This is a genomic window from Advenella sp. (genome assembly GCF_052108595.1).
Lineage (GTDB): Bacteria > Pseudomonadota > Gammaproteobacteria > Burkholderiales > Burkholderiaceae_B > Advenella.
Genome location: NZ_JBQEAU010000048.1, coordinates 22,871 through 28,870, shown reverse-complemented (window position 1 = coordinate 28,870; position 6,000 = coordinate 22,871). Strand labels below are relative to the sequence as shown.

Genomic DNA, 6,000 nt, shown 5'->3' with positions numbered 1-6,000 from the left:
AAGCCGTTTGCCGAACGTACGCAGTCGGCAACGCAAATTATCAACGATATGCGCAAGTCGCTGCCGACGATTCCCGGCGCGCGCCTCTCGCTGGTGCCGCAGCAGGATATTCGCGCCGGCCGGGGCGGCGATTCAGCCGGCTCGTACCAGTATGATCTGTTGTCGGGCGATCTGGATACGCTGCGCAAATGGGTGCCGCAAGTGCGACAGGCCATGGCGGCGTTGCCCGAACTGGTGGACGTGCAGTCCGAGGCCGAGGAAAAAGGGCGGCGTATTGAACTGGTGATCAACCGGGACAACGCCAAGCGCCTGAATGTGGAAATGGCGACGATTGCCGGTGTGCTCAATAATCTGTTCAGCCAGCGGCAGGTCTCCACCATTTACAGCGCGCTGAACCAGTACCAGGTGGTCATGGGCATTGATGTCAAATACGCGCAGGATCCTGAAGTACTCAAGACGGTGCAGATTATTGCCTCCGATGGCAAGCTGGTGCCGCTGTCGGCTTTTGCCTCTTTTGAAATCGGTACCTCGCCCCTGTCTGTATCGCACCAGGGTCTGATGGCGTCCGATTCGGTTTCCTTTTCCCTGGCCGAAGGCGTGTCGCTAGAGCAGGCCAGCAATGCGATTGAAAATGCGGTAGCCCGCATTGGTCTGCCGGCCAATGAAATCCAGGCCGGCTTCGGCGGTAACGCACAGCTGTTTCAGCAGTCTTCGTCCCAGCAGCCGCTGCTGATTCTGGGCGCGCTGGTGGTGATGTATCTGATTCTGGGGATGCTTTATGAAAGCTATATGCATCCGTTGACGATTCTGTCGACCCTGCCGTCTGCCGGTGTGGGCGCGTTGCTGGCACTGTTGATGGTCGATATGGAGTTTACAGTCATTGCCCTGATCGGCGTTTTCCTGCTTATCGGCATCGTCAAGAAAAATGCCATTATCATGGTGGACTTTGCGCTTGCGCTTGAACGGGAAAAAAATGTACCGCCCGAAGAGGCGATTTATGACGCCTGCATTGTGCGCTTCCGACCCATTATGATGACCACCATGGCGGCCATGTTCGGCGCGTTGCCGTTGATTCTGGCCACCGGCGCCGGCGTGGAAATGCGCCAGCCGCTGGGAATCGCGATTGTGGGCGGCCTGGTCCTGAGCCAGATTCTAACCTTGTTTACCACGCCGGTCGTGTATATTTATCTTGATAGACTGCGCCACATCTTCGAGCGGCGCCGCAAAAACAAAAGCACGCCTGCCGGCGGGAGCGAAGTGACGCCCCGTCCAGGTCAATAATTGTTGTGAATTCTCTCTTATGAAAAACACCAGAAATGCAGTGCAACTCCTACTGAATCCGCTGCGCGTCGGCGCCGCGGCCGCAGCCTTGCTGCTGCTGGCTGCGTGTGCTGTTGGGCCCGATTACGTTGTTCCGCAACAGGACACAGGAGTCAGTTTCAAATCAGCCCAGGGGTGGGTGCAAGCCCGGCCGGGTGCACCGCTTGCCAGCGATAGCTGGTGGCAGCGCTATCAGGACCCGTTGCTGAACGAGTTGGTCGGGCGCCTGAATGTTTCCAATCAGACGCTGGCCCAGGCCGTAGCGCGTTACGATCAGGCTGTGGCAGCGACAGCACAGTCACGCTCTTCATTTTTTCCCACGACCGGTTTCAGCTTGTCGGGCGATCGGGCCAAATCGGCCGCCGGCATTGGCAATTCGGTGAATGGTTCCGTATCCCTGCAATGGGAGGCCGATTTGTGGGGCAAACTGCGTCGGCAGTACGAGAGCAGCAGAAGCGATGAACAGGCCAGCAGGGCTGATGTGGCTGCCGCCCGCCTGAGCATGCAATCGACCCTGGCCCAGCAGTATTTCGCCCTGCGCATGCTGGACGAACGCAAGCGCCTGCTGCAGGCCAATGTGCGCGCGTACGAACGCTCGGTACAGATTAACCAGAATCGCTATGATCAGGGTGTGGCTGCCCGCGCCGACGTGGTCAGCGCCCAGGCGCAGCTTGAGAGCGCGCGCGCCTCGGCCATTGCCATTGAAGCGGATCGCAATGTGCTGGAGCATGCCATTGCCGTACTGATCGGCCAGCCGCCCGCGTCGTTTGCCATCGAAGCGGCGGCTTACGATGTTCAGTTCCCCTCCATCCCGGTAGACATGCCTTCTACGCTGCTGCTGCGGCGTCCCGACATTGTGGCAGCCGAAAGACGGGTGGCAGCGGCCAACGCGCAGATCGGCGTGGCCCAGTCTGCCTGGTTTCCTGATCTGACTTTGGGTGGCTCTGTAGGCAATACCACGGCCACATTGGCGCAGTGGTTGGCGTCGCCGCTGCAGTTCTGGTCGCTCGGCCCTGCACTGGCCATGACTGTGCTCGATGGCGGCGCGCGCGCGGGAGCGGTGGATGCCTCCAGGGCATCCTATCGCGCCGAAGTGGCGACCTATCGTCAAACCGTGCTGACCGGCCTGCAGGAAGTGGAAGACGCCATCAGTACGCTGCGGGTACTGGAACGCCAGCAGGCGGCACAGATGCGTGCACTGACTGCCGCCCGCCAGTCGCTGGCCATAACCCAGAACCAGTATCTGGCCGGACTCGTCGATTATTTGAGCGTGGTCCAGGTACAGTCAACCGCCTACTCGGCAGAGCAGACTGCCCTGCAACTGGAAAGCCAGCGGTTGCAGGCCAGCGTGCAATTGATTGCCGCGCTTGGCGGGGGCTGGGACAAACAGGCGCTGCAGGCCCGGACGGCGCCGTAACGGCAAAGGGCGACAATCAGGAGACGATGAGGCGACCAGATAAATTATCAGCGTTTATGATGTGATCGTAAATGCCCTGATGCCACAAGGGTTCTTCCGGCGCGATCGAAATAGTGTGGTAAAAATAGTTATATTCTTATTGCTGTTTATCCCGGTTTTCATACAGGTTCTACTGCTATGCCAATTTACAAATGTGAATCTTCCTCGGTCAATCCCCAGACTTTTCCGCTCGATGAAATCGTGATGGGTCTGCGCGAAGCACGCTTCAAATGGCGTGCAGACCAGAACCGCCTCAAGGAGATGGGCGGGCGCCATCTGCCGTCGCCGCATACCATCAACGGGGCATTGGAACTGGTGATCGGCGCGCTGTTTCCCATGCGTCTAGGTCCCAACGATCTGTTGCAGGAAAACGAAGATTTTTATGTCGGCCACACCATCGGGGTTGCGTTAAACACACTGCTGACCCAGGTGCGGCTTGAAGTACGCCACCAGTATCGCAACGAAAACGTTGATCCGGCCGAACTGGAAGACAAGGCCGTAGGGATCGTGCGGGAATTTGCACGCAAGTTGCCAGATGTACGCAGCTTGCTGGATACCGATGTCTACGCGGCCTATTCCGGCGACCCGGCTGCCAAGAGTGTGGATGAAGTGCTGTTATGCTATCCCGGGGTGCTTGCCATGGTCTACCACCGGCTGGCCCATTGCCTGTATACGCTGGGGGTTCCCCTGGTGGCGCGCATTGCTGCCGAGCTGGCGCATGGCCAGACCGGCATTGACATTCACCCGGGAGCAAAAATCGGCGCCGGGTTCTTTATCGATCATGGAACCGGTGTGGTCATTGGGGAAACCGCGATTATCGGCGAGCGGGTGCGGCTGTATCAGAACGTGACCCTGGGCGCCAAGAGTTTTCCAACCGATAGCAATGGCGATCTGAGCAAGGGCATTGCCCGACATCCGATTGTTGAAGATGATGTCGTTATATATGCCGGTGCAACGGTTCTGGGCCGGGTTACCATCGGCAAGGGCGCCGTGGTAGGAGGCAACGTGTGGCTCACGCATGATGTGGCCCCGGGCTGTTTCGTGCGTCAGGCGTCGTCCAGCAACAAGGAAGCGTTGTTCAATGGCAACTGTGATTAAACCGCGCCACGGCTAAATGCCGGCGCCAAGCCTGTATGAACAGTTCATACAGGCTTTTTTTCACTGTCTGCATTTGCGCGCTGACCGTCTTGATTGCCAGGGGGGCAGGGCCGGCGGATGCGGGCGCGCGAAAACGAACCGGCTATCCGTCGGCTATCAACTGGCCATTAACCGACCATCAACCGGCCAGCCCGCGGATGGCAGCAATGCCATGCGCACTGTGTTCGCGCGCTACCTCCAGGGTCGCCGCTGACTGACCGCCGATGGCGTACACCGGCAGGCCAGCCTCGCGGGCGATACTGGCAAAACCGTCCCAGCCCAGCGGCGGCTGATCCGGATGCGACGGCGTCTCCAGCACATGCCCCAGCACCACAAAGTCTGCGCCCAGCACCTGGGCATACAGCGCATCGGCGGTATTGTGCGCCGAGACGCCGACAAGATACTTTTCTTCTGGCAGCGGACGGGCATCGGCGAGCAGGGCGTCCTGCGCCCTCAATTGCACCCCGTCGGCCAGCTTCCACCAGGCTTTGGGATGCACGCTGTTGACCAGCACCCGGGCACCGGCGGCATGACAGCAGTCGATGGCGCGTTCGAATACGGTTTTCAGGCTGGCTGCCGCCGGACCATCAGGCCAGGCCGGCTCACGCAATTGCACCAGCCGCAAGCCATTGTCCAGTTGCTGCTGCAGGCTGACCAGCCATGACTGGCTGTTCTCAGGCGTCTGAATGTTGGATATGGCATAGTGTTCCGGCAGGGCCAGCCAGCGCAGCGGGGGCAGGGAGGCCGGCAGCAATTGTCCCAGCTTGCCCGCATCTGCGGGCGTCGTCCAGGCCAGTTGCTGCTCTTCCAGCGACCTGGGCGTGCCTTGCCAGCCGGTAACTCGCCAGAAGGCCAGATTGACAATGGTTTTCGGGTATTCATAGGTGAATGTCACCCACGGGGTGCAGGCATGCACGTCTATACCGAGTTCTTCCCTGAGTTCGCGCACCAACGCCTGTTTCTGGGTCTCACCCTCTTCGATCTTGCCTCCGGGAAACTCCCACCAGTCTTCCCAGGGCTTGCCTTTAGGGCGCTGGCCCAGCAGGATCTCGCCGGTTTGCTCGTTCAGAATGACGCCGACAACGACTTTGATATACGGTTTTGTTGCGTTCATTGGCCGGCTCCGCTGTCAGCCTGTGCGCCGGATCCGGCAGGCATATGCCTGGCCGCCCAGTCACGGGCAAAATGCCGGGCCACTCGCCCGGAGCGCGAACCGCGCTCCAGTGTCCATTGCAAGGCTTCGGTCCGGCTTGCAGCGATAGATTCAGGCGGACAGCCCAGTTCGCGCAACCAGTGCGCGACAATATCCAGATAGTCGTCCTGGCGGAACGGGTAGAAAGACAGCCAGATGCCAAAGCGTTCAGACAGCGAGATCTTTTCTTCCACGGTTTCACCGGGGTGGATTTCCCCGTCGGCCTGATGCTTCGTGGACAGGTTTTCGTTCATGTATTCAGGCATCAGGTGGCGGCGGTTGGACGTCGCATAAATGAGCACATTGTCGCCGGCCGAGGCTATGGAGCCGTCCAGCACCGATTTGAGGGCCTTGTAGCCGGCTTCACCTTCCTCGAAGGACAGATCATCACAGAAAATGATGAATCTTTCCGGACGGCCGGCAACGATATCGACCAGATCCGTCAGGTCGGCCAAATCGGATTTGTCCATTTCCACCAGACGCAGGCCCTGCGGCGCGTATTCTGCCAGCATGGCCTTGACCAGCGAGCTTTTGCCGGTGCCGCGGGCGCCGGTCATCAGCACATTGTTGGCCGGTTTCTGTTGCAGAAAGTGGCGCGTGTTGCGATCGATCGTGTCCCGCTGCCGCTCGATATGCAGCAGGTCGTCCTTATGGATGGTGGAAATATGCTTGACCGCTTCAAGCCAGCCGGTTGATCCCTTGCGTCGCCAGCGAAAGGCATGGGCGCTCCAGTCTATCGGCGGCGGCGCCGGCGGAAGCCAGGCGGCCAACTGGCGCAGGACCTGATCGGCTCGTTCAATCAGGGAGGAGAGGTCGGGACTGGAATCGGGGCTGCTCACTTGCGTGTCCTATGTGGTCAATAGCGGTCAAAATGCATACATTATCATCAAAAAAA

Annotated in this window: 5 protein-coding genes; 3 read left to right on the top strand and 2 right to left on the bottom strand. The window is 59.5% G+C overall.

Going from position 1 to position 6,000, the window contains the following annotated elements; translation table 11 throughout:
- From ACTIKR_RS10475 to epsC, 3 genes are all read left to right on the top strand, one after another.
- Positions 1-1,281 (top strand): efflux RND transporter permease subunit (locus ACTIKR_RS10475; protein ID WP_442327799.1); only part of this gene is annotated, 1,281 nt, incomplete at its 5' end.
- Between the two features lie 40 nt (positions 1,282-1,321).
- Positions 1,322-2,737, top strand: coding sequence for an efflux transporter outer membrane subunit (locus tag ACTIKR_RS10470; RefSeq protein WP_370540247.1), 1,416 nt, complete (start codon positions 1,322-1,324; stop codon positions 2,735-2,737).
- A 177-nt stretch (positions 2,738-2,914) separates the two neighbouring features.
- Positions 2,915-3,874, top strand: coding sequence for a serine O-acetyltransferase EpsC (epsC, locus tag ACTIKR_RS10465; protein ID WP_193089658.1), 960 nt, complete (start codon positions 2,915-2,917; stop codon positions 3,872-3,874).
- A gap of 178 nt (positions 3,875-4,052) precedes the next feature.
- Here the strand turns inward: epsC and ACTIKR_RS10460 are convergent, their stop codons facing one another.
- The gene (locus ACTIKR_RS10460) at positions 4,053-5,027 is read right to left on the bottom strand and encodes a Nudix family hydrolase (protein WP_193089659.1); all 975 of its coding nucleotides are present in this window, start codon (positions 5,025-5,027) and stop codon (positions 4,053-4,055) included.
- The gene (locus ACTIKR_RS10455) at positions 5,024-5,944 is read right to left on the bottom strand and encodes an ATP-binding protein (protein WP_193089660.1); all 921 of its coding nucleotides are present in this window, start codon (positions 5,942-5,944) and stop codon (positions 5,024-5,026) included. Before ACTIKR_RS10455 ends, ACTIKR_RS10460 begins: the two co-directional genes overlap by 4 nt.
- Positions 5,945-6,000: the final 56 nt, after the last annotated feature.

What these genes read in the sequence shown, in the direction of transcription:
- epsC (WP_193089658.1), top strand. Translation starts at nt 2,915, where the DNA reads ATGCCAATTTACAAATGTGAATCTTCCTCGGTCAATCCCCAGACTTTT.
- ACTIKR_RS10460 (WP_193089659.1), bottom strand. Translation starts at nt 5,027, where the DNA reads ATGAACGCAACAAAACCGTATATCAAAGTCGTTGTCGGCGTCATTCTG.